Source organism: Microbaculum marinisediminis (assembly GCF_025397915.1).
GTDB classification, from domain to species: Bacteria; Pseudomonadota; Alphaproteobacteria; order Rhizobiales; family Tepidamorphaceae; genus Microbaculum; species Microbaculum marinisediminis.
The window spans coordinates 72,501-94,924 of the sequence record NZ_JALIDZ010000003.1 but is presented as its reverse complement, the minus strand read 5'-3'; the positions used below and the strand labels follow the sequence as shown (position 1 = coordinate 94,924).

At 61.4% G+C, this 22,424-nt stretch carries 16 protein-coding genes and 2 rRNA genes (1 of these 18 only partly in view); 3 read left to right on the top strand and 15 right to left on the bottom strand.

The window, feature by feature from the left end; genetic code table 11:
• Positions 1-463: 463 nt before the first annotated feature.
• The 7 genes from MUB46_RS06565 to MUB46_RS06535 all read right to left on the bottom strand — a co-directional run bounded on the left by MUB46_RS06565 (position 464) and on the right by MUB46_RS06535 (position 8,875).
• Positions 464-1,747, bottom strand: a complete 1,284-nt coding sequence (locus MUB46_RS06565) for a TRAP transporter large permease (protein ID WP_261615087.1) — start codon at positions 1,745-1,747, stop codon at positions 464-466.
• 2 nt (positions 1,748-1,749) lie between these two features.
• Positions 1,750-2,277, bottom strand: coding sequence for a TRAP transporter small permease (locus tag MUB46_RS06560; protein WP_261615086.1), 528 nt, complete (start codon positions 2,275-2,277; stop codon positions 1,750-1,752).
• A 101-nt stretch (positions 2,278-2,378) separates the two neighbouring features.
• Positions 2,379-3,656: a TRAP transporter substrate-binding protein gene (locus MUB46_RS06555; RefSeq protein WP_261615085.1), complete on the bottom strand. Its 1,278-nt coding sequence runs from the start codon at positions 3,654-3,656 to the stop codon at positions 2,379-2,381.
• A 105-nt stretch (positions 3,657-3,761) separates the two neighbouring features.
• Entirely contained in the window at positions 3,762-4,820 is a 1,059-nt protein-coding gene (locus tag MUB46_RS06550) for an SDR family oxidoreductase (protein WP_261615084.1), read from the bottom strand.
• Complete coding sequence (locus MUB46_RS06545) at positions 4,817-7,075, bottom strand: acetate--CoA ligase family protein (protein WP_261615083.1); 2,259 nt, start codon at positions 7,073-7,075, stop codon at positions 4,817-4,819. The genes MUB46_RS06550 and MUB46_RS06545 overlap by 4 nt, the downstream gene beginning before the upstream one ends.
• A gap of 11 nt (positions 7,076-7,086) precedes the next feature.
• The gene (locus MUB46_RS06540) at positions 7,087-7,308 is read right to left on the bottom strand and encodes a biotin/lipoyl-binding carrier protein (protein WP_261615082.1); all 222 of its coding nucleotides are present in this window, start codon (positions 7,306-7,308) and stop codon (positions 7,087-7,089) included.
• Between the two features lie 37 nt (positions 7,309-7,345).
• Positions 7,346-8,875, bottom strand: a complete 1,530-nt coding sequence (locus tag MUB46_RS06535; protein ID WP_261615081.1) for an acyl-CoA carboxylase subunit beta — start codon at positions 8,873-8,875, stop codon at positions 7,346-7,348.
• A gap of 269 nt (positions 8,876-9,144) precedes the next feature.
• Between MUB46_RS06535 and MUB46_RS06530 the strand changes: the two genes are divergently transcribed.
• Entirely contained in the window at positions 9,145-10,062 is a 918-nt protein-coding gene (locus MUB46_RS06530; protein WP_261615080.1) for a LysR substrate-binding domain-containing protein, read from the top strand.
• Here the strand turns inward: MUB46_RS06530 and MUB46_RS06525 are convergent.
• Positions 10,059-11,402, bottom strand: coding sequence for an MmgE/PrpD family protein (locus tag MUB46_RS06525; protein ID WP_261615079.1), 1,344 nt, complete (start codon positions 11,400-11,402; stop codon positions 10,059-10,061). The two genes, MUB46_RS06530 and MUB46_RS06525, sit on opposite strands and share 4 nt — an antisense overlap.
• 344 nt (positions 11,403-11,746) lie before the next feature.
• Between MUB46_RS06525 and MUB46_RS06520 the strand changes: the two genes are divergently transcribed.
• A complete protein-coding gene (locus tag MUB46_RS06520; RefSeq protein WP_261615078.1) occupies positions 11,747-12,478 on the top strand; it encodes a GntR family transcriptional regulator in 732 nt (243 codons plus the stop codon).
• A gap of 26 nt (positions 12,479-12,504) precedes the next feature.
• On the opposite strand, the gene MUB46_RS06515 is transcribed toward MUB46_RS06520, so the two are convergent.
• The 4 genes from MUB46_RS06515 to MUB46_RS06500 all read right to left on the bottom strand — a co-directional run bounded on the left by MUB46_RS06515 (position 12,505) and on the right by MUB46_RS06500 (position 16,996).
• Entirely contained in the window at positions 12,505-13,389 is an 885-nt protein-coding gene (locus MUB46_RS06515) for an amidohydrolase family protein (protein ID WP_261615077.1), read from the bottom strand.
• Positions 13,390-13,424: 35 nt separating this feature from the next.
• Positions 13,425-14,921: a hypothetical protein gene (locus MUB46_RS06510; RefSeq protein ID WP_261615076.1), complete on the bottom strand. Its 1,497-nt coding sequence runs from the start codon at positions 14,919-14,921 to the stop codon at positions 13,425-13,427.
• Between the two features lie 20 nt (positions 14,922-14,941).
• Positions 14,942-15,520 (bottom strand): acetyl-CoA carboxylase biotin carboxyl carrier protein, encoded by a 579-nt coding sequence (locus MUB46_RS06505; RefSeq protein ID WP_261615075.1) that lies wholly within the window; start codon positions 15,518-15,520, stop codon positions 14,942-14,944.
• A gap of 105 nt (positions 15,521-15,625) precedes the next feature.
• Positions 15,626-16,996, bottom strand: a complete 1,371-nt coding sequence (locus MUB46_RS06500; RefSeq protein ID WP_261615074.1) for an acetyl-CoA carboxylase biotin carboxylase subunit — start codon at positions 16,994-16,996, stop codon at positions 15,626-15,628.
• A 511-nt stretch (positions 16,997-17,507) separates the two neighbouring features.
• Between MUB46_RS06500 and MUB46_RS06495 the strand changes: the two genes are divergently transcribed.
• Positions 17,508-17,903 (top strand): VOC family protein, encoded by a 396-nt coding sequence (locus MUB46_RS06495; protein ID WP_261615073.1) that lies wholly within the window; start codon positions 17,508-17,510, stop codon positions 17,901-17,903.
• Positions 17,904-18,225: 322 nt separating this feature from the next.
• On the opposite strand, the gene purU is transcribed toward MUB46_RS06495, so the two are convergent.
• From purU to MUB46_RS06480, 3 genes are all read right to left on the bottom strand, one after another.
• Positions 18,226-19,080 carry a formyltetrahydrofolate deformylase gene (gene purU, locus MUB46_RS06490; protein ID WP_261615072.1) on the bottom strand — a complete coding sequence of 285 codons (855 nt, stop codon included), beginning with the start codon at positions 19,078-19,080 and terminating at the stop codon, positions 18,226-18,228.
• Positions 19,081-19,483: 403 nt separating this feature from the next.
• Positions 19,484-19,598, bottom strand: a 5S ribosomal RNA gene (gene rrf / locus MUB46_RS06485).
• Positions 19,599-19,711: 113 nt separating this feature from the next.
• Positions 19,712-22,424: ribosomal RNA gene (locus MUB46_RS06480) — 23S ribosomal RNA — on the bottom strand; it runs 39 nt beyond the window's last position.

Here is a 22,424-nt window from a genome sequence, read left to right as displayed (position 1 = left end):
GTCTCCCCCAAAAGAGCAGTGAGGTACCAGCGCGAGACGGGGTCTACGCGGAGTTCCGGGAGCCCGACCATGCGACCGGGCAGATTTCGCCGTGCGGGCCCGACTGGTCGTATTGCCAGGCCCGGTTGGAGTGCGCAGGCATATCCACGAACGACCTGTTCGACACTCGTGTCAGCCGGCGATGCCTACGACGGCTCGTCCAGCCATCCAGAATTCCGCGCCGCTGTTGGCGAGAGAGACAGGGTTGCCGGTGCAGTCGATTGGAGAGGACGCTGTCCGAGCGGCTCATACACCACGCCCCTCCGGCCCCGACCGCAAAATGAGGGAAGGTGTGGTCGACGCACGATTCGCCCGGAAACGCCGATCATAGGTCCGGATAGGTGATGATACCCCTCCCGTTTGGCCGCCCCGTTTTTCCCCGCCCGGAAAAGGTCGGGCGGGGAAGCGAGAACGGTTGGCAGCGTTACATCCCGCTGATCGACGGCAGGTAGGTCGAAAGCGCGGGAAAACCGACGATGGCAAACCAGGCGAGCATGAGAATGATGAAGTACGGCACCACGAATGGCACGATCCTCAGGAAAGGAAGTCCGGTCGTGCTGCTCGCCACGAACAGGTTGAGGCCGAACGGCGGGGTAATGAAGCCGATGGCAGTGCCGACTACGAACACGATCGCGAAGTGAACCGGATCGACGCCGATCCCGTAGGCGATCGGCGCAAGAATCGGCGCCAGAATGATCACAACCGGCACGCTCTCCAGGAAGCAGCCAGCGACGATGATCATTGCCATGCAGATAAACAGTGTCGCGTAGTATCCACCGACGCCGTCGAACATCCCGGCTACGAACGCCGGGGCCCCGATGATCGAAAGGATCTGCTGCATCACGATCGACACAGCGACCAGCGGGACGAGCAGCCCGGCGATCTGCCCGGAATGCAGCAGGATCTTCGGGACGTCGCGCAGCTTGATCTCGCGCGTGACCGCTATGCCCGCAACCAGCCCGAACACCGCCGTCATCGCCGCGGCTTCCGTAGGTGAGAAGATACCCCCGTAGATACCGAGCAGGACGATTGCGATGGCGGCGAACCCCAGGTAGCTGCGGAAACCGGTACGCACGCAATTGCCGATCTGAAACGGGATGACCTTGCCCCAGCCGAACTTCCACGACATCACAAGGCAAACGGCCTGCATGCCGACGATCATCAGCGCACCGGGCAACAGGCCCGCCATGAACAGGTCGCCGATCGGCAGGTTCAGGAGGAACCCGTAGATCACAAAGATGATCGACGGCGGGATGATGATCCCGACGACACCGCCCGAGGCAAGCGTCGCCGCCGAGAAGCGACTGTCGTACTGGCCCTCTTTCAGGTCCTTGTACATGATCGAGCCGATCGTGGCCGTCGTCGCGGCATTCGAGCCGGAGATCGCCGCGAACATGCCGCACGCAGCCAGTGCCGCGAGGCCGAGGCCGCCGCGCACCCAGCCGAGCATGGCATAGGCAAAGTCGGTCAGCCGCTTGGCGATCCCGGCCGCATTGATGATGTCGCCTGTCAGGATGAACAGCGGCAGGGCCAGCAGCCCGAAGAAGTTGATCCCCTCGAAAAGGGTGAGGCTGAGATTGGCGAGTGTGAAATCGGTCACCACACTGGTCCAGAGGACCCAGTGGGCGATGATCAGAAAGATCGGGACGCCGATGACGAACAGGACAATCGCCGAAACCGAGATGAGGGCAATGAGTTCGCCTTCCATGACTATCCCTTTTCCACCATCGAAGGCGAGCCGAGCAAGAAGGGCTCGCGCCGTCGGTAATGACCGATGTCCTGCCAGAGGTTTTGCAGCGCGCGAAGCACGATCAGGCCCCAGCCAAACGGCATGATCAGGTAGAACCACCACTGCATGAGGTCGCTCGTACCCGGCACGAACGCGAAGTTCATCTGCAGCAGTTCGATCTGGTCGACGGCGTAGTAGATCACCACCCCTGCCAGAGAGACCCAGAGCACCGCGTCGAGGATCAGGCAGACGAACTGGGCGCCGTAGGGGAGGACCGAGCGGACCTCGCCGAAGTTCAGGTGCGAGCGCTGACGCACATTATAGGCTGCCCCCAGCCACGTCACCGCGATGAACATGTAGATCGCGACAGCGGAACTCCAGGCGATCTGCGTCTTGAATACGAACCTCAGCACGACCTGTTCGAAAACCAGCACGGCCATCACCACGTAGGCGATATTCATGAGGATCGGTTCGATGTTGCTGTCGAGCCAATGTATGATTTTCTTCAAGCTCGGCCTCCCATTGCTATGCGCCTCGTCGGACGGGTTTCAGACGCGCGTCCAGGGCGGTTGGCGGCGCGACCTGGAGACCGCGCCGCCCGTCGCGACTATCAGGCGTTCCACCAGCGCCGCGGCGAGACGTCCTGCACCAGCGTGTCCTTCGGGATCTCCCGCGCGATCGCGTGGATTTCCTTGTAGACGTCCTGGCCATTGGCCCAGCCGTTGATCCGCTCGCGCCACTGCTCCCATGGGCCCGGGACGTATTCGGGCGCGCACATCTTCTCGGCCTTCTCGATCTCCTGATCGGGCAGAGTGGCAACGCGCACACCATATTCGTCGAACACCGTGCCCGGGATCGGCGGGTTGGTGGCGCCGATCAGGTTCACCAGCGCCGCCTCGTGCGTTCCCTGAATGCGGGCCTGGGTGAGGTACGCGGACTCCATGATCGCGTCCTGGTACTCCGGCTCCAGCTTCTCGAAAACGTCGAGGTTCATGGCGGCATGCTCGGCACCACAGAAGAACCGCAGATCGACGGCCTGCGAGACCACTGGGGTCATGTTGAAGGCGGCGACCGCCGACATCCAAGTCTCTGCACCATCGATGAGTCCCTGCTTCAGGCCGTCGAGCGTTTCTTCCCACGCGACCGGGACGGGGTTCAGACCCATCAGGTCCATCGCGATCCTGCCCGGCTGCGAACCGGTTACGCGATTCTTGCCGCCCTGCAACTCTTCCAGCGTCGAGATGGTAGGCCGGTCCTTGTACTTGAGGCCCATCATCAGGCCCCGCGCTTCGTACATCGTGAACAGGAACTGCACCCGGTGCATGCGGCGCAACGGTTCGCGAAGCAGTGCCTCGCTCTTCGGATGGTAGAGGAAGTGATAGAACGACGCCCGGCTCGGGAACATGTAGGCAAAATCCAGCGCGTTGTAGTACGGCGCCGCGCCAGCCGCGTTCTGGGTCGAGGACGTGAAGATATCGACGATTCCCTGCTGCGTCTTCTTCACACAGTCGAGCTCGTTACAGATCTGGTTTTCGCCAATGAACTCGACGCGAACCGCACCGTTGGTGCGCTCCTCCAGATCCTGGATGAACTCCAGACAGCCGACATGCACGTACTTCAACCGCTGGGCATTGTAGCCGGCACCACCGTAACGCAACTGGTACTTCGGTTCCGACTGGGTACGCTTCTTCTCGGTATCCTCGGCAGCGGAAGCGAGTTGCGGTGCGGTCATGGCGCCGGTCATACCGGCCGCGGCCAACATCGTCGACGTCAACCCAAAGCGGCCGGCGATTCCCATCACGTCACGACGGGACACACCCTTGAACAGATCAGTCATTGTTTCCTCCCGTTCGCCAGATCCTTGCGCATCCGGCATTGCTTCGAGCACGGCAGAACCATCCCACCGGACTCAACCAAGGCGCGCGCAAAGGCGCGCATCCCACAAGAATAAAGAAAGCATTCAGGCGCCACGGATCGCCAAAAAACCTCCATCCTAAGGAATAACCAGCGTAGACCGCATGGACTCCAGGGCCGATACGTAGAATTCTTCGCTGTCCACGCAGTCGTTAAATCCTGTATTCCTTATTTTTACAGTCGAAGAGAGATTGTCATACGCACTCCCGAAGATAAAATCGCCCCAGGCCCAGTTCGCGAGAGCGTCCATCCCGTGCTTCCGCAGACCATGCTCGGCAACGATGCGATCCCAGACCGGCCCCTTGTCGGCCATCATGTCCACCAGTGACCGCGTTCGGACCTCGCCCATCGGCGTACCAAAGAACGCCGCCAGCCGCGGCCAGAGGTTCCGCCAACGAAACTGGTCGCCGTTGGTTACGTTGAAAGCCTGGTTTGCGCACTGCGGCTGCGTCGCTATCCAGTGCATCGCACGCCCGAGGAGGCCCGGGTCCGTCACCTGGTAGAGCGCGTCGAAGCAGCCTTGCGACCCGGGAAAATGCAACGGAATTCCCAGGGCCCGACAAATCGAGCCGTACACGCCGACAATCAGCACCTGGTTCATGGGACTGTTCAGCGAGAAGCCGAGCGGGGCCTGCACCCGCACGGTAGACCAGGTCCAGTCCTTGCCGTGCTGGCGGTTCTCGATGAAATCCTGCTGATCATAGTAGAAGTTTGGCGGCATATGGCGCGGATCGTTCTCCCGCGCCGGTGTGCGATACGGGCCGAGATGATTGCCATACCATTTCTGGCCGTGCACCAGGTGGATATGCTTGAGGCCGGGCGCCGCGGCCTCAAGCATATCCGTCAGGTTCACGAGCATGCGGAGATTGGTCGCCGTCTCCTTTACCGGATCCGGCGCTTTCGCATAGGCGGCATAGAACACGTGCGTAACATCGCGGCAGGCCGCAAGCGCGCCGCGACAGCTCTCCGGATCCAGCAAATCGACCGCGACACTCCGAAGCCCACTACGCTCTTCCGGCGGGTGGCGCGACGCGGCGATCATCCGCCATCCAACCTGCGAGGCAAAATGCTCGAGCGCCGCCCCGCCGACGACCCCGCCGGCGCCGACGACGAGAGCGGTATTCGGTGACGCCGTCATGACGGCAAACTCCGGTCGGCGCGACGTTGCGCCTGGAACGCCTCGAACCGGGCCAAGGCCGCCAGCGCGGTCGCGGCCATGGCGAAGCTCTCGAACACGGGGATCCCTGCAGCAACCGCGCGCTGGCGCTGCTCGCGCCGCAATGTATCAACCTCCTCGCTGCCGTCGGAACGAAAAACCATCACGAGGTGCGGCGCATCCCCTTCGGTCGCGGCGCGTTGCGCGATCGCAGCGTCGACGATGTTGGGCACGATCTGGCTTTCGCGATAGCTCATCAGCACCGGCATGTTGAGGTGCAGCAGAATGACATCGGTTGCCACATCCCCGCTCAGCGCCTGCAAGACGCCTTCCGCGACCCTGCCGTTGCTGCGGTTGAAGGCGTTCGCCGGAAAGTCGATGGGGTTTCCGGCACTGGCCCCATCAGGAAGCTCCAAGGCATCGAGTCGCGCCCGGGTCTGCTCTGACGGCTCCGCCAGGTCGAAGCCGTGCCCAACCAGACAATCCGTGGCCACCACGCTTGCGCCGCCACCGTTGCCGAAGAGCGCCAGCCGGCGGCTGACCCGCGTGTCGGACGGCGTGATCGACTGGAACATCAAAAGGACGTCGAGAAGCTCCTCGATGGTTTCCACCAGGATGCAGCCCGTTTGCGCCGCCACGGCGAGCCAGACACGCATGTCGCCTGCCAGAGCACCGGTATGCGACATCACCGCCTTCTGGCCCTGCGCACTGCGCCCCCCCTTTAGCAAGACGACCGGCTTGCGCCCGCGCGCCGCCCGCAGAAGGCTGACGAACCGCCGCCCGTCGCCGATATCCTCCAGGTACATTCCGATGACGGCGGTATCCGGGTCGGCAAGGAAGTGTTCCAGCAGGTCGTTCGGGCCCAGGTCAGCGCTGTTGCCGATCGTGACGACCGCCGAATAGCGCAGGCCGCGCGCCTGCCCCGTCCGTACGAAGTCGACCCCGATGCCACCGCTCTGCGAGATGACACCGACACGGCCAGCCTGGGCGTGCGCCCGTTGTGTCTCGGTAAACGTCATTCGTCCGCGCGGCGAGTAGGTGCCGAGCGAGTTGGGACCGAGGATGCGCACGCCGCCCGCTCGCGCCGCCGCCAGAAGATCGTCCTGACTTACGCCCCGCGCACCACTTTCGCCGAAACCGCTCGTCATGATCTGGGCGAAGCAGACTCGACCGTCCGCCGTTCGGAGCATATCCGCGACCCCGGCCTTCGGCACCGCGATGTAGGCGTAGTCGATCGGCTTCGGCGTCTCCGCGAGACTGCGGTAGACGGGCAAGCCTTCAAGCTCGGTCGCACTCGGGTGGATCGGATAGATGTCACCCTCGAAGTCCAGCGATCGCAGGTTCCGGATGAACCGGTTGCCCGGCCCCTGCCCCGAACCGGATACCCCGGCGACGGCGATCGTCTTCGGCGCGAAAAGGGGGGCAAAGCTGTCGGGTAAAGGGGGACTCTCAAGACCGCCGGCGACGCACTCACCCGTCAGGACAAATCGCGCATCGACAGCGACAGCCCGCTCGGGCCCGACGATCAGCGGATTGATGTCGAGCTCGGCGAGCTCTTCGCCCAGTTCCATGAGAAGGCCGCCCTTTCCGCCGATCGCCAACAGCGCATCGATCAGCGCCGACATGTCGACGGGACGACGGCCGCGCGCGCCGTTCAACAGCGGCTGCGCCTTGAGTTCGCCCAGCATGGCGGCCGCGTCACCCTGCGTAATCGGGCAGACGCGGAATGTGACGTCGGCAAAGACCTCGACAAAAACGCCGCCCAGACCGACCATGACCATCGGCCCGAACTGAGGATCCAGGAAGCCACCGATCACCACTTCCTGGCCTGCTGGCGCCATTTCCTCGACTAGGAAGCCTTCGATCGGAGGTGCATCGGACAGCCAGCTATCGGCAATTCCGGTGGCCGCATCGTGGACCGCCTCGGGCCCATCCAAGTTCAGCCGAACACCCCCGAGATCACTCTTGTGCAACGGCTGCGTCGACAGCACCTTGACGACGAACGGCGGTGTAAGCCGGGCCGCGCGATCGCGCGCCTCCTCTGGCGTCGCCGCCACCGCGGAGGCGGGCACGTCGATGCCGAAGGCCTCGAGCAGCGACTTGCCGGTGCTCTCGTCGAGCGCGCCTTGCCCTTGCCCGCGCGCCGACGCGAGGATTTGCCGCGCCCGCGCGACGGGGCCATCGTCTGCCACGCCGGGTTCGGCGTCCAACACGCGATAGTTCGGTTCGGCCGTCATGTGTCGCGTCATCAGACCGTGAGGACCAGGACCAGCTGACCTTCGACGACCGCGTCACCTTCCGCTATCGCCACACTCTTCACGGTACCGCTCTCGGGAGCCGAGATCGGAATCTCCATCTTCATCGACTCGAGGATCACGACCGTGTCGTCCTCCTCAACCTCGGTACCGGGCTGAACGAGGAGCTTCCAGACGGCTCCGGCGATGTCGCTCTTCACTTCGATGTCGGCCATGCGTGAGTATCCTTGTTCTGTCTTGTTGCCGCCGGAATCAATAGCTCGTTGGCCAGGTAGCCAGCTTGTGCTCGCCTACGCCGCCTTTGTTCGCGTGGACCTCAAGCAACCGCTCTAGCGCCTGTCTGGTCTCACGCGGATCGATGAGCATCTGGGTCTCGTAAAGCTCCGCGAGCGCATAGGCCGCGGAGTCCCGCTTCAGCTCCTCGACCAATTTGTCGAAGCGCTCCGGATCATCCTCTCGCTTCAGCTTGTGAAGCATGTGCACGCCGAGCACCGGATCGACGAACCCCAGGTCGGCCGTCGGCCAGCACAGCACCTCGTCGGAGTTCCGCCCGCCACCCATGTTCAGATAGGCCTGCCCGTAGCTCTTGCGCATGATCACCGAGAGCTTCGGAGTCGTTACCAGGCTGATGGCGTTCATCCAGTTCATGATCCGGCCCGGCGCCCAGCGCCGCTCGCCATCGATACCGATCAGGAACCCCGGCTGGTCCACCATGAAAACGACAGGAAGGTTGTACGAGTCGCAAAGCACGAGCAGATTGACCGCCTTGCGCATGGCGTCCACGTCGATCGCCCCGCCCTTGAACTTGGGGTTGTTGGCCAGAATGCCGACCGATCGACCGTCGATTCGGGCAAGTCCGGTGACAACCGACTTGCCGAAACGCGCCTTGAGTTCGAACAGGCTGCCCTCGTCGACCACACAGCGCACGATATCGCGCACGTCATAGACCGCGTTGCGGACCTCGGGCAGGACCTCGAGGATGCGCTCAGCCGCGTCGGCGGGCGGGGCCACGGGCTCGGCACGCGGCGGCGCTTCGCCGTTGTGCCGGGGAAGATAGCTGAGGAAGGTGCGAACGGCCGCGAGAGCCTCCTCATCGGTATCGACAGCCATGTCGACGAGCCCGGTCTCCGCCGTATGAAGGCGCCACCCGCCGAGATCCTCGGCGTCGACCGGCTGGTTAATCGCTACAGACGTGACGAGGCTGCTCGCCACGGCCATGGTCGCGCCTTTGCGCATGACCACGAAGTCAGACATGCACGCATACCAGGTGGACGACCCGTAGCAATCGCCCAGCAGCGCCGACACCCACGGCGTCCTGCGGTCGCGAAGGTACTCCGCGGCGTCCTGGCCAAGCATCGCGCGACCGGGCGCGCCCATCCGGTCGGGCATCCTGGCACCGGCCGATTCCCCGAGAAAGATCAGCGGCATTCCGCGCTCGCTCGCGACTTCGCGCATGTGCCGGATCTTCTTGCCGTTGATCGAACTGCTCGAGGCACCGACCACGGTGAAATCGTTGGATACGACGGCGACCTCGCGCCCGTCGATTCGGCCATAGCCCGCGATCTTGCCATCCGCCGGGGTCTTGTGGCGCACTTCCGGCCGGATACCGCGAGCGAACAGGCCGGACTCGCAGAAGCTGTCCGGATCGAGAAGCGTGTCGAGACGCTCGCGCGCATTCAGGACACCCTGTGACCGACGCTTGGCCAACTTTTCCTCGCCACCCATGGCAAGTGCGGCCTCTCTGCGCTGTCCGAAATCGTCGAGCAGGTCCCTGAATTTCACTAATTTTCTCCCGAAAAGAGTCTTTGCGTCCCGGCGCCACGGCCGGCCCGGGCTGAAGCCGGAACGTGCTCATTTTTGCGAAGCGGATCTATAAATTCCAATATTATTAGCTCATTTACCTATGCAGTTATGTTATAGGACTGGGATGAAGCAGTTCACCGCTGCGCGCTCCGCTTCCGGCGGACATACGCGCCGTCCGACCGAAGCGGGATACGGCATGCCCCCGGTTCTCTGACTAGCGGTGCGGTAGTTGGTTTCGGGAGGTTATTATGTCCGGCGCGCTGAACCTGAAGCAGATCGACGCATTTCGATGGGTAATGATCTCAGGGTCGACCAGCCAGGCCGCCGCTATCCTCAATGTCTCTCAGCCAGCGGTCAGCCGCCTGCTAAAAAATTTCGAAGGCCAGGTCGAATACCAACTCTTCATCCGCAGCGGCGGACGGCTGCACCCGACCCCGGAGGCCGAGGCGCTACTTCGTGAGATCGAACGGGTCTATCCCGGCCTTACACATCTCAGCAATCTCATGCAGAACATCGCGCTGATAGACAGCGGCCTGGTCCGGATAATCGCCACCATGCCGATGATGCAGCGTCTCGTGCCCGAGGCTCTCTACGAATTTCACCGCGAAATGCCGCAGATCCGAAGCTCCGTGAAAACGATCGTAAAACGCGAGCTTCGCGAATGGCTGGACGGGCAGCAGTTCGATATTGGCCTGGCCACGCTTCCAGTCGACTATCTGGATGCGAACATCATGCCGCTGGCGAGCCTCAACTGTGCGTGCGTCCTGCCGCCGGGCCATCCAATGAGCGGCGCCGACGTGATCCATGCCCGCGACCTGGCCGACGAACCGTTCATCTCGATAATCCCCGACACGATCCTGCGCAGCCGGGTCGACCGCGTGTTCGACAAGCTCGGCGTGCAGCGGCGCCTGATGATCGAGACCCAGTCCGCTGCCGCGATCTGCGAAATGGCAGCAGCCGGACTCGGGGTATCGGTGGTCGATATCTTCACGGCCAGCGGTTTCGCCGACAAAGGCATACTCGTGAAACCGTTTCGACCCGCGATCAAACTCCAGTTCGGCATACTCCTGCCGGTACAGCGGCCGCAATCGAATGCCGTCGAGGCCCTGATCGAAATCGTCCGCAAGCGTGCGAAGGGATTCGAGGAAAGCTATCGCAACTTCTAGGTTGCAACTGCCCTCATCAGGTCGCCGACGTCCTCGCAGGTCTCCAGCTCCGCCATGATCTCGATCGACCGCGCGATATCGGCCTCGGCGACAATCCCTTCGACGCAACCGCGGTACTTTGGCACGCATTCGTCAAATCCAAGCAACGCCGGCGGCTGTCCCTTCGCCGTCTCGGGCCGGCGTGTGATGGTGCGCCCGTCGGTCAGATTGTAGGTGATGTTCGGGGTCCATCCTGTCGGCGTCCAGCCCCAGTCTTCGCGAACGACCGTCGTGACCTTCTTGCGGAAGGCCGCAAAGGCCGGGTCGTTGATCTTGGCCTTCGAGAATCCGGCCGGCAGAACCCGCGGCTCGAGCATGGCGATCGCCATCGCGTGAGGCAGACTGAACTGGGCTTGGATCTCGTCATTCGGCTCCTCGTGCTGAACGACGGTCGGAAAGAACGCGTTGACCTCGACTGTGATGTTGTCGATGTCCTCCACCGAAACCCCCTCCTCGCGGATCGCCAGCGTGGTCTCGATCATCCGCTGAAGATGGTAGCAGCAGGGATAGGACTTGATCCCGATCTCGTTGATCCGGAACGGCTTGCCCCAGTCCGCGAGAATGGCCTCCGGGTTCTCTACCTTGCCCGCGGTTATGATGTTGAAAAGCCCGCGCGGCGCCTCGAGAATGTCCTTCTGCCCGGTGAAGCCGTCGCTCGCCAGCAAGGCGGCGGTCAGGCCGTTGCGGGCCGCGAAGCCCATCTCGGCGATATGCGACATGGTGCCGGTCTGGTAGCCGAGACCGCTCGCTTGGGACGCGGCAATGGCAATCGCGTTGGCCGTTTTCTCGGTGTCCAGATGCATCAGCCGCGCCGCGCCCAGTGCACAGCCGATGGAACCGGCAAGACTGAGCACCATATAGCCGAGGCGCCGCGCCTCGCGGCATGCCAAACCGATCCGCGCCTGCGCCTCATACGAGAGGATGAAGGCTGTGATGACATCCTTTCCGTCGGAACCAAGCTTCTCGCCGAGGGCAAGGATGGCCGGGAACAGCGTATAGCTGGAGACGGCCTCCGGAAAGCTGTCGTCCTCGTATTCGGTCGCATGGGCATAGGTGCCGTTGGCGAGCGCCGCCATCTCCACTGGAGCCATCATCGACGCGCCAAGCACCGACGCCTCCGCAGCGCCCCCCGCGCGATTCACGTATCGCGTAACGATATCGCTTCCGGCGCAGTGCGGCCCCGCGACCATCGCCCCGAGCGCGCTCATCGCAAGCGTCTTCGAATAGGCGACGTCATGGTCGCTGAAGTCTTCGAATCGCGTGGTCGCGACGCGCGCGGCAATCTCTCGGGTGATGTTCATGCGGCCCTCGTTGCATGCGGTAAAATACATATGTATGATACATATCATATCGTACCGGTCAAACCCCAAGCGTCCTGTCGATGCGCGCGGGGAGCGGCCTGGAAAGCCCCGGATAACTGGCACCCGAGAAGGACATTAACTAGACTTCGGTATTGATCGGAAGAATCGGCTGTTCGCCCTACGATTGCTGCTTGTCTGAGCCGGTCCGCTCGCGGAGCCTCGTTTCCTTGTCCTGAACAGTAGAGAAATCGAACATGCCGAAGCGTTCCGCCTCCACCAGATCCGAGCAGCGCACGACGAAGACCGCGCCTGCCCGTCAGAGCCGGAGAAACGGTATTGCCCTTATGGGCGACGCCGGCCAGCCGCTCTACAAGGAGGTGAAACTGGCGATCACGCGAATTCTGAGCAGCGGGGAGATTCAGGCGGGCGACGCCATCCCGACCGAGAAACAGCTCTGCGAGATGTTCGGCACCAGCATCGGGACCGTTCGGCGGGCGATAGACGAGCTGGTCGCGGAACACGTTCTAGTCCGACAACAGGGCCGCGGCACCTACCTCATCCCCTACAGCCCCGAGCGAATGCTCAACTTCTTCTTCCACATCGTGCGCCGCGACGGGCATCGCGAGATTCCCATAGTCCAGACGCTTAGCTTTCAAACGGGGACGGCCGATTCAGAAACCGCCGCTGACCTGTCCATCCGGCCGGACGACACGATCTATCGGGTGTTCAACGTGATGCTGATGGCGGGCGAGCCGGCGGTCCTCGACGAAATCCGCATCTCCGAGGCGATGTTCCCCGGTCTGACCGAGGCCGAGTTCGTATCGCGTAACGCCACCATCTATGACCTGTATCAGAGCCGGTTTGGCATCAACGTGATCCGAACACTCGACCGGCTCCGGGCCGTATCGGCAGATGCGAAGACAGCCAAGCGTCTCAACATTGCACTCGGGACGCCCCTGCTCGAGATCATCCGTGTCGCCGTGACCTTCGATGAACGCCCGGTCGAATGGCGCCGGACGCTTCTGAACACCGAGACCTACGAGTATCGCAACCTGCTGAAGTCGGAATTGCCCTGACGGCCCCCGCCGCCAGGGCCGCGTTCCTAGCCCAGATCGAGCTTCAGCAACTTCGCCGCGTTGCCATACAGGATCTTCGGAATGATGTCCTGCCGCCATCCCATGTCGAGGAAGTCCCGGACGGCCTCCTGGATATCCTTGACCGGATAGGCGGAGCCGAACAGCGTCTGGTTCTCCAAGAACATGTTGGCGCCCTTCACATACGTGTCTGCGCAGATCATGTCCTTGGTCGCCGCATACAGGTCCGGCGAGACGTAGATATTCGGACAGGCCATGGCGACCACCACCATCTCGGCGGCATAGGGCCAGGCGGCGTGAGAGACGATAATCTTCAGATCTGGATATTTCTGCGCAACCCGCTGTATCGACACGGGGCTGGACCAGGTGATGTCGTGCCCGCCCAGCACCGAGAGCAGACCGGACAGCGAGATCGATACCGGCAGATCGTGCTCCAGCGCGGCCTGATAGACCGGATCCAGGCTCGGATCGTCGGACCAGCGCGGCTCACGTGCGGATCCGGGTTCGATTGAAACGCCCTTGATGTTGGCTTCCGAGGCAAATTCGCGGATCTCCGCGAGCCCCCCGTCGATGTCGTCCAGATCGACCCCGAGGAAACCAAGGAAACGATCCGGATATGTATTGACCGCTTCGACGATCTCCCGGTTCTCGACACCGCCAAGGTTGCCCGCGCCGGACGACGCGCGCCCGATCAGCACACCATAGCGGATGCTTGAGGAATCCATTTCCTCGAACAGGATATCGAGATCCTCCAGCCAGGCGGACCTCGCCCCCTTGAAGCTGATCATCTTGCGGGGGTAGTGCATCGCGGTGCGGAACACGCTGCCACGGGTCCAGGCCGGAATTGGCGGCCGCAGGCGCATGTCGACGATCGGCGGCATCATGTAGGTCATTTCCTGGGTCCTCCCCTACCTTCTCATGCGAACGGCTAGGCCGTGCGGCTCATGGCGACGCGCGTGTTTTTATATTCGACGTCGAAGCGGGTAACGGCGCTGCGCGCCTGCAGGCCGCGCAGCAACGCTTCGACGGGACTGCCGAGGGTGGCCGTGGTTCGGATCGGCCCCGCCTCTTCCATGGCGTCCACCTCGCTGCCGGCGAACATGTAGCGCAGCATCCGCGCGTCATCGTCGAGGTTCGGATAGGCCTTCTCGAGTGCGGGGCGACCCGGTTCCAGCTGCTTTGGCTCCAGCGGAATCGCGGGCGATCCGTTCTCCGCGATGCGGTCGAGAATGTCCGGATCGACCGGCGACAGCAGCTTGCCGAAGTGGCCGAGCGCGTAGCGCTTGATCTCGTCGGGGACGTTCCGGTACCGCTCTCCTCCGACGACGTTCAGCATCGCCTGCACGGCGATGATCTGCGAGAACGGCGTCACCATGATCGGCCAGCCGAGTTCGGCCCGGATCTTTATGATCTCATCCAGGATCTCGTCGAAGCGATCCTCCAAGCCCTGCTCGCGCAACTGGAATCGCCAGTTGTTGAGCATCCCGCCCGGCATTTGGTGCTGGTAGTGATAGAGGTCGTACTCCATCGGCGCGCCATGCGGAAATCCCTCCTGCGCGGCCAGATCGGTCAGATAGTCGCTGATCTCGTCAATCAGCTCCCTGTCGACCGTGGTGCCGAACCCGGCCGTCGAAAGATTGCCCAATGTGTTCTGGACGGACGGTTGTGCCGGCCCGCTCGCCAGCGGCGCGATCGACGTATGCAGCTGATCGACGCCGAGCTTCGCTGCCTCCAGGTAGACGAGCGGTGCGAGACCCGTGTTGCAGTGACTATGCAGTTCAAGCGGCCGGCCGCCCATTACCGCCTTCAGTGCCGGCACGAGCGTCCGGATGCGGTCCGGCGTTAGCAACGCGCCGGAATCCTTGATCATGATCGCGTCGACGTCGGTCTTCTCGATCAGCGCCTTGGCCGTGTTGGCATACACCGCGTCGGTGTGCACCGGGCTTTCACTGAAAACCAGCGCGCCGACCGTATACAGGCCCAGCTTCTTTCCATGCCGAATGCTGACGGCCATGTTGTCGACGTCGAAAAGCGCGTCGAGCGTGCCGACGACCGAGAAGCCGTTTGCGGCGAGACGCTCCATCCACATCTCGACCATGTCGTCCGGCGCGAGGCTGAATCCGATCAGGCTCTTGCTTCGGCAGTAGGAGCGCAGGGGCGTGTTCGGAAGTCTCGCCTTGAGCAGGCGCGCCTTCTCCCAGGGATTTTCCTTGAGATAGCGCACGCAGACGTCGAACTGCACCGGCGCCATGAAGTCGATCATCTCGAATCCGGCGCGGTCCATGCGTTCGGCGATCGGCAGCATCATTCCTGCCGTCATCCGGGTGGTCCACAGGCACTGCTGCGCGTCGCGAAACGTGGTGTCGATGATCCCGATCGCACCTGATCGGCCACGTTTGGCGCGAACCTTTTCTGCTTCGGTCATGGCGCTCGCCTCTTGCGGGGTCAATCGGGCTGGACGACAAAGAGAATCTGGTCTTCTTCGACCATCTCTTCGTTGGCCGTCCGGATCTCGACGACGGTGCCGCCAACCCCGGCCTTCACGTTGTTGAAGAGCTTCATGACCTCGATCAGGCCGACCGTCTGGTCGGCCGTGATCCGGCTGCCCACCTCGACGAACGGTGGTTCGGTCGGCGACGGCGCGCGGAAGAAACGCCCGAGCATCGGCGAGCGAATGACGACGGCGCCCTCCGGCAACGCGGCCGGTTGCTGTGATCCGGTGTCCGTAAGTGTCGGGATCGGCTCCGAGCCGGTTTCGACCGCGGGGGCTGGCGGATGAGCCGGGACGACAGGCTGTGTGCTGCCCCCGGGATCAAGCGAAGCGCCCTGCGCACCAGCGCCCTTCTGCACATGTAGTTTCATGCCGCCGAATTCGACCAACACCTCGGCGGCATCGGTCTCGTCGACGATCTGAAGAATCCGCATCACGTCCTGATGTGTGAGATCCGCCTGCCCAGTCATCGACACACCTTTCATCTTTGAGGGCTTCAGGGGCCCGGTGTTTTCAAACGCCCCGTACTTCATGGTCGAGCCGCGGCTCTAGCCGAAGCGAAGCGGAAGATAGCCATATCATATATATGATATATCGAAGTAAGGGGTTTTCAATAGCGATCCGTTGGTACGGATTGGCTAGAGCATCTGCTGCATCGGGTGGCCCGCGTACATCTGTTCGCGCAGGTAACGGGTATGAACCCTTCCCTCCAGGAACGCGGGATCGTTCAGAAGCTTCTGATGGAAGCCGATTGTGGTGGGCACGCCCTCGACCTTCATTTCACCCAGCGCCCGGCGCATCCTCGCAAGCGCCTCGTCCCGGTTGCGCCCCCGCGCGATCACCTTGGCGAGCAGCGAGTCGTAGTAGGGCGGCAGCTTGTAGCCGGGGAACACGTGCGTATCGATCCGAATGCCCGGTCCGGTCGGCAGGATGAAGGTCTCTATCGTCCCCGGCTTGGGAAGAAAGCCCCGATCCGGATCTTCTGCATTGATCCGGCACTCGATCGCGTGACCGTCGATACCGATATCCGCCTGATGCAGATCCACGGCTTCACCGCCTGCGTGCTGGATCTGCCACTTGACCAGATCGTGCCCCGTGACCTCCTCGGTCACAGGATGCTCCACCTGGATCCGGGTATTCATCTCAATAAAGTAGAAACACTGCGTCGCCGCATCCACGATGAACTCGACAGTGCCGGCGCCTTCATAGCCGACCTGATCGCCGAGTGCACAGGCAGCAGCCGCCATCTCCTCACGCAATTTCTGCGTCAATGCCGGCGACGGGCTTTCCTCGACAAGCTTCTGGTGGCGGCGCTGAACACTGCAGTCTCGCTCGCCAAAATGCAGCGTTTTCTTGCCGTCGCCGAACACCTGCACTTCGACATGGCGTACGTCCGACAGGTACTTCTCGATGTAGACGCCGCCATCGCCAAAGGCGACTTCCGCTTCGCGGGCAGCACTTTCCAGGGTTTCACGCAGCTTGTCTTCGGTCTCGACGACCCGCATGCCGCGACCACCGCCACCCGCGGATGCCTTGATGAGCAACGGGTAGCCGACCTCCCGCGCCACTTCGCGCGCCGTTTCATAGTTCGGCACCGGTTCGCGGGAACCCGGGGTAACGGGAACACCCGCCTTCCGCGCCAGGCTGCGAGCGGCCGCCTTGTCGCCCATCATGTCGATCACCGCACCCGTGGGTCCGATGAACTTGAGACCGGCCGCGGCACAGGCGTCGGAGAACGCGGCGTTCTCTGACAGAAACCCATAACCCGGATGGATGGCGTCGGCCCCCATCCGTTTCGCGGCCTCGATTATTGCTTCGCCCCGAAGGTAGCTTTCCGCTGCCTGCGGACCGCCAATCTCGACCGACGCATCGGCCAAGCGCACGGGAAGCGTGTCGGCGTCCGCGCTGGAGTGCGCCTGAACGGCTTCGATTCCCAGATCACGACACGCACGGATGACCCGAAGAGCGATTTCTCCCCGGTTGGCAACGAGAACACGGCGAATTGGCATTGCGCCCCCACATTTTCTCTCGACTGTCACTCGCCATGGCCGGCGCTATGACAACCATCAATCAAATACATCTAATTCATATATATCTTTCTTGCGAAGACGACGCAAGCGGCGAGCCACATCGGTTGATGGGAGGCCGGTTTAGGGACGGACCGTTCCGACGTTATGCAAATCGGCTGGCGATCGGCCGGGCAGTTCGCGGCCATCGTCGCCAAAGCGAACGCAGGTTTCGCCGTCCGGTCGGATACAGATTTGTGCTGTCTAGGCTCTGAGTGAACCAGGTCCGACGGCAAGTCGCTCATCAGGACCGACTGGAATTCAATCCACAGCCCAAGGCTTTTTCCAACGCAATCCACCGGCGGCTGGGCAGTGAATTAGTATTGGCGGGTGGACACCCCCTCATCGCGCTTTATGTCTCGCTGACGACCTGGATGAACGGAGGTCTCACAAGGTTAGGCAGCATTGGCTTCGCGGCGACGTCGAGGCCAGCTCGATGGGAACGGAGGAAACTATGAAGATCGTGCTGACGAGCGTACTGGTCGATGACCAGGCAAAAGCACTTCAGTTCTATACCGAAATTCTCGGGTTTATACCCAACACCGACATTCCCATGGGCGACTATCGCTGGCTTACCGTCGTCCCACGCGACGATCCAAACGGCGTCGAGCTGGTGCTCGAGCCGGATGCCCATCCGGCCGCGAAGCGATACAAGGCAGCGCTGATGGAGGACGGGATTCCGATTACCTCCTTTGAGGTCACGGACATCCACGGAGAGCATGATCGGTTGCGGGGACTCGGGGTGACGTTCACGCAGCCGCCCGTTGACATGGGCCCGGTGACCACCGCGGTCTTTGACGACACCTGCGGCAACCTGATCCAAATCGCCCAACCTACCGGCGGCAGGTGAGTGACTTAATTGAGGAGATTCTGTGCGAGTGCCGCCCGACGGAGGATATGACTTCCGTCGGCCATCTCAACCAGTACAACGTCGCCGGAAACCCAAGGCGGAAATCGGTATCGCGTCCCATGCGCTCGTCCTGAACCCAAGGGCATAGCGAGGTCATTGATGCCGGCGATAACGTTGCCCTTAGAGGCGATCGCGATGGACTCCTGCCTTGTCGGCCAGAACGATCAGTCCCGAGTGCCCCATTGATGCGAGGGATCGCCCCACTGGAGGATTCCGCTTGTGATACACGCGGCAGGTCGTGGCTGTCATTGCCGCATCCGGGTCAACTTGAGAATACGATCGTCTTGTTTCCATTGAGCATGATCCGGCGCTCCAGATGCAACTTGACGGCTCGCGCCAGGACGCGGCTTTCGATATCGCGGCCGGTCGCCACGAAATCCTCCGCGCTCATGGCATGCGTTACCCTCTCGGTTTCCTGCTCGATGATCGGTCCTTCGTCGAGGTCCGGCGTTACATAGTGGGCGGTCGCGCCGATCAGCTTCACCCCACGTTCGAACGCCTGGTGATAGGGCCTGGCTCCCTTGAAGGAGGGCAGGAAAGAATGGTGGATGTTGATCACCTTGCCGAAGAGCCGGTTGGACAGATCGTCGGACAACACTTGCATGTAGCGGGCCAGGATCACCAGATCGGCGCCGGTTTCGCGCACGAGGTCGAGCAGTTTCTGCTCCTGCTCCGCCTTGTTGTCCTTGCGCACCGGCCAGCAATGATAGGCGATGTCTTCGCGCTCGGCGGTGATGCGGCTTTCCTCATGGTTGGACACGATCGCGACCACCTCGGCATTCAGCCAGCCGACCTTGATCTGGTAGAGCAGATGAAGCATCGCGTGGTCGAACTTCGACACCATGATGACAACCTTCGGCCGGCGATGCGCGTCGATGACGCCGGTGCGCAGGCCGAAACGCTCGATCGACGGTTTAAGCGCATGCTCGATATGGGCGATGGTCAACCCGTCATCGCCTTCTACCGCCAGGCGCATGAAGAACCGATTGCTGGCGCGGTCCCAGAACTGGCTGCTCTCGGTAATGTTGGCGCCAAGCGCCGCGAGTTCCGTCGTCACGGCCGCGACGATGCCGGGACGGTCCTCACAGGTCAGATTGAGAACGTGAAGCTGGGGCATTGCAACTCGCTCGAAGGAGGCTGGAGATTTCGGGAATTACACTGATGAGGTCCGGTCCGAGACCACTCGGACGCTGTATAGCACTGGTGATACCGATCGCGAGAAAAAGTCGTCCGTGACCACCTAGCCGATCCGAGCTACGTGCCATTCGTTCGGCGCACACATCCGACAGCGAAATCGGTTCCGAGCCTAGAACAGAACGACCCGGATTTGCCCGACGGTCGCCAGCCGTAACGACGGTGTCGAAGGCCGACGTAGGTCGCTCTGCACTGCGACTATCGCCCCCGCAAGCGCGTGGCTCGCCGCATCTTGTTCAGGGAGATCCAGACAATAAAAAAGCCCGCCAGAGGCGGGCTTTGAAAGGTGGGTTTTATTGTTGTTAGACATGTCCTGTCATTGGCAGGCCTGGCAGCGACCTACTTTCCCGTCCCTCAGGGGACAGTATCATCGGCGCGGGAGCGCTTAACGGCCGAGTTCGGGATGGGATCGGGTTTGGTCACTCCGCAATGGCCACCAAGCCGGCCAAGGACAGGATTTCCGTGAAACGAGGAGATCTTCAAGAAGCGACTTGGGTCCTTCGTCGAGGACCAGTTCCGGACAAAACGGTCCGGATGGATATTGATTAATGAGAGCAATCAAGCCGATCGAGCTATTAGTACTGGTAAGCTTCACGCGTCACCGCGCTTCCACACCCAGCCTATCAACGTGGTGGTCTTCCACGGCTCTCAAGGGAGAACTCGTTTTGAGGTGGGTTTCCCGCTTAGATGCCTTCAGCGGTTATCCCGTCCGTACATAGCTACCCTGCTATGCCGCTGGCGCGACAACAGGTCCACCAGAGGTACGTCCACCCCGGTCCTCTCGTACTAGGGGCAGATCCTCTCAATTCTCCTACACCCACGGCAGATAGGGACCGAACTGTCTCACGACGTTCTAAACCCAGCTCACGTACCACTTTAATCGGCGAACAGCCGAACCCTTGGGACCTGCTCCAGCCCCAGGATGTGATGAGCCGACATCGAGGTGCCAAACGATGCCGTCGATATGGACTCTTGGGCATCATCAGCCTGTTATCCCTAGAGTACCTTTTATCCGTTGAGCGATGGCCCGTCCACGAGGGACCACCGGATCACTATGGCCGTCTTTCGACTCTGCTCGACTTGTCAGTCTCGCAGTCAGGCAGGCTTATGCCATTGCACTCACCGGTTGATTTCCGACCAACCTGAGCCCACCTTCGCGCGCCTCCGTTACACTTTGGGAGGCGACCGCCCCAGTCAAACTACCCACCATGCGCTGTCTCGGACCCGGATAACGGGCCGCGGTTAGACAATCATGTCAATAAGGGTGGTATTTCAAGGGTGACTCCACCACAGCTGGCGCCGCGGCTTCAAAGTCTTCCACCTATCCTACACATATCGGCACAAGTGCCAGCGCAAAGTTGTAGTAAAGGTTCATAGGGTCTTTCCGTCTGACCGCAGGAACCCCGCATCTTCACGGGGAATTCAATTTCACTGAGTTGATGCTGGAGACAGTGGGGAAGTCGTTACGCCATTCGTGCAGGTCGGAACTTACCCGACAAGGAATTTCGCTACCTTAGGACCGTTATAGTTACGGCCGCCGTTTACCGGGGCTTCGGTTCAGAGCTTGCACCCCTCTCCTTAACCTTCCGGCACCGGGCAGGCGTCAGACCCTATACTTCGCCTTGCGGCTTCGCAGAGCCCTATGTTTTTAGTAAACAGTCGCCACCCCCTGGTCTGTGCCCCTCGATCCCGGTTGCCCGAGGCCGAGGCCTGCTTATCCCGAAGTTACGCAGGTAATTTGCCGAGTTCCTTCAGCATCATTCTCTCAAGCGCCTTGGTATTCTCTACCAGTCCACCTGTGTCGGTTTAGGGTACGGTCTAATGTGGAGGCTATTTCCTGGAACTCCTTGGCTGCCGGGAGAAATCCAGTAATCCCCGACAACTTCCAGAATTCGTCACCATCCACTGGCCCAGGAATATTGACCTGGTTCCCATCGACTACGGCTTTCGCCCTCGCCTTAGGGGCCGGCTAACCCTGCGCCGATTAACGTTGCGCAGGAACCCTTGGACTTTCGGCGGGAGTGTCTCTCACACTCCTTGTCGTTACTCATGTCAGCATTCGCACTTCCGATACCTCCAGGAGCCCTCACGGATCTCCCTTCGCAGGCATACGGAACGCTCCGCTACCGCGTGCACAGAGTGCACACCCGCAGCTTCGGTGCGTGGCTTAAGCCCCGTTACATCTTCGGCGCAAGAACCCTTATTTAGACCAGTGAGCTGTTACGCTTTCTTTAAATGATGGCTGCTTCTAAGCCAACATCCTGGTTGTTTTGGGATTCTCACATCCTTTCCCACTTAGCCACGACTTGGGGACCTTAGCTGGCGGTCAGGGCTGTTTCCCTTTCCACTACGGACCTTAGCACCCGTAGTGTGTCTCCCGCGCAGTACTTCCCGGTATTCGGAGTTTGGTTAGGTTTGGTAATCCTGTGGGGACCCCTAGCCCATCCAGTGCTCTACCCCCGGGAGTATTCACGCGAGGCGCTACCTAAATAGCTTTCGCGGAGAACCAGCTATTTCCGAGTTTGATTGGCCTTTCACCCCTAGCCACAGCTCATCCCCGAATTTTTCAACATTCGTGGGTTCGGTCCTCCAGCAAGTGTTACCTTGCCTTCAACCTGGCCATGGCTAGATCACTCGGTTTCGGGTCTAGTCCGACGAACTCGTCGCCCTATTAAGACTCGCTTTCGCTGCGCCTACGCCTATCGGCTTAAGCTTGCTCGTCAGACTAAGTCGCTGACCCATTATACAAAAGGTACGCCGTCACCCAGGACGAACCTTGGGCTCCGACTGTTTGTAGGCATCCGGTTTCAGGGTCTCTTTCACTCCCCTCGTCGGGGTGCTTTTCACCTTTCCCTCACGGTACTTGTTCGCTATCGGTCGACAAGGAGTACTTAGGCTTGGAGGGTGGTCCCCCCATGTTCAGACAGGATTTCACGTGTCCCGCCCTACTCGAGGACAAACGCTCGCATTACCCATACGGGGCTATCACCCTCTATGGCCCTGCTTTCCTGACAGGTTCTGGTTGTCTCGCGTTTGCCACTGGCCTGGTCCGCGTTCGCTCGCCACTACTAGCGGAGTCTCTGTTGATGTCCTTTCCTCCGGGTACTGAGATGTTTCAGTTCCCCGGGTTCGCCCCGTACACCTATGTATTCAGTGCACGGTAACCCCGAAGGGCTGGGTTTCCCCATTCGGAAATCTGCGGGTCAAAGGTTGTTCGCACCTCACCACAGCTTATCGCAGCGTACCACGTCCTTCATCGCCTCTTGT

Coding starts and splice junctions, on each gene's coding strand:
- MUB46_RS06565 (WP_261615087.1), bottom strand. CDS start 1,747: ATGGAAGGCGAACTCATTGCCCTCATCTCGGTTTCGGCGATTGTCCTG.
- MUB46_RS06550 (WP_261615084.1), bottom strand. CDS start 4,820: ATGACGGCGTCACCGAATACCGCTCTCGTCGTCGGCGCCGGCGGGGTC.
- MUB46_RS06545 (WP_261615083.1), bottom strand. CDS start 7,075: ATGACGGCCGAACCGAACTATCGCGTGTTGGACGCCGAACCCGGCGTG.
- MUB46_RS06540 (WP_261615082.1), bottom strand. CDS start 7,308: ATGGCCGACATCGAAGTGAAGAGCGACATCGCCGGAGCCGTCTGGAAG.
- MUB46_RS06530 (WP_261615080.1), top strand. CDS start 9,145: ATGTCCGGCGCGCTGAACCTGAAGCAGATCGACGCATTTCGATGGGTA.
- MUB46_RS06525 (WP_261615079.1), bottom strand. CDS start 11,402: ATGAACATCACCCGAGAGATTGCCGCGCGCGTCGCGACCACGCGATTC.
- MUB46_RS06520 (WP_261615078.1), top strand. CDS start 11,747: ATGGGCGACGCCGGCCAGCCGCTCTACAAGGAGGTGAAACTGGCGATC.
- MUB46_RS06515 (WP_261615077.1), bottom strand. CDS start 13,389: ATGACCTACATGATGCCGCCGATCGTCGACATGCGCCTGCGGCCGCCA.
- MUB46_RS06510 (WP_261615076.1), bottom strand. CDS start 14,921: ATGACCGAAGCAGAAAAGGTTCGCGCCAAACGTGGCCGATCAGGTGCG.
- MUB46_RS06505 (WP_261615075.1), bottom strand. CDS start 15,520: ATGAAGTACGGGGCGTTTGAAAACACCGGGCCCCTGAAGCCCTCAAAG.
- MUB46_RS06500 (WP_261615074.1), bottom strand. CDS start 16,996: ATGCCAATTCGCCGTGTTCTCGTTGCCAACCGGGGAGAAATCGCTCTT.
- MUB46_RS06495 (WP_261615073.1), top strand. CDS start 17,508: ATGAAGATCGTGCTGACGAGCGTACTGGTCGATGACCAGGCAAAAGCA.
- purU (WP_261615072.1), bottom strand. CDS start 19,080: ATGCCCCAGCTTCACGTTCTCAATCTGACCTGTGAGGACCGTCCCGGC.